This is a genomic window from Alkalibacillus silvisoli (assembly GCF_039521975.1).
In the GTDB taxonomy this organism is placed as follows: domain Bacteria; phylum Bacillota; class Bacilli; order Bacillales; family Alkalibacillaceae; genus Alkalibacillus; species Alkalibacillus silvisoli.
In genome coordinates this window covers 1-981 of the sequence record NZ_BAAACZ010000006.1, presented here as the reverse complement: position 1 = coordinate 981, position 981 = coordinate 1, and the positions used below count along the sequence as shown (strand labels likewise).

2 tRNA genes and 1 rRNA gene are annotated in these 981 nt (G+C 51.1%); all 3 read right to left on the bottom strand.

Annotated elements, in window-relative coordinates:
* Positions 1-116 precede the first annotated feature (116 nt).
* Positions 117-192: transfer RNA gene (locus ABDZ63_RS03525), tRNA-Ala, on the bottom strand.
* Between the two features lie 24 nt (positions 193-216).
* Positions 217-293, bottom strand: a tRNA-Ile gene (locus tag ABDZ63_RS03520).
* Between the two features lie 81 nt (positions 294-374).
* Positions 375-981 (bottom strand): 16S ribosomal RNA (locus tag ABDZ63_RS03515); the annotation flags it as partial.

Here is a 981-nt window from a genome sequence, read left to right as displayed (position 1 = left end):
CGTGAAAAGACGCGTTTGTCTTTCGTTTCGATGCTTTGGTATCTCTTCTTATCTAGTTTTCAAGGTACTGACTTCTTGTTTGTCACAGAATGTGACACTTTTGAAAGAAAAAATAGTGGTGGAGCCTAGCGGGATCGAACCGCTGACCTCCTGCGTGCAAAGCAGGCGCTCTCCCATCTGAGCTAAGGCCCCAAATTAAATGATGGAACAATAAGATGGTGGGCCTGAGTGGACTTGAACCACCGACCTCACGCTTATCAGGCGTGCGCTCTAACCGACTGAGCTACAGGCCCATCTTATTCTATTAGGTTAATAGTTTTCAACCCTTCAAAACTAAACAAAATAGCACTGCCGTCCTTATTTAAAATCCTTAGAAAGGAGGTGATCCAGCCGCACCTTCCGATACGGCTACCTTGTTACGACTTCACCCCAATCATTGGCCCCACCTTCGGCGGCTAGCTCCAAAATGGTTACTCCACCGACTTCGGGTGTTGCCAACTCTCGTGGTGTGACGGGCGGTGTGTACAAGGCCCGGGAACGTATTCACCGCGGCATGCTGATCCGCGATTACTAGCGATTCCGGCTTCATGCAGGCGAGTTGCAGCCTACAATCCGAACTGAGAACGGCTTTATGGGATTGGCTCGACCTCGCGGGTTCGCTTCCCTTTGTACCATCCATTGTAGCACGTGTGTAGCCCAGGTCATAAGGGGCATGATGATTTGACGTCATCCCCACCTTCCTCCGGTTTGTCACCGGCAGTCACCTTAGAGTGCCCAACTAAATGCTGGCAACTAAGATCAAGGGTTGCGCTCGTTGCGGGACTTAACCCAACATCTCACGACACGAGCTGACGACAACCATGCACCACCTGTCATTCGGTCCCCGAAGGGAAGACCCTATCTCTAGGGTGATCCGAAGATGTCAAGACCTGGTAAGGTTCTTCGCGTTGCGTCGAATTAAACCACATGCTCCACCGCTTG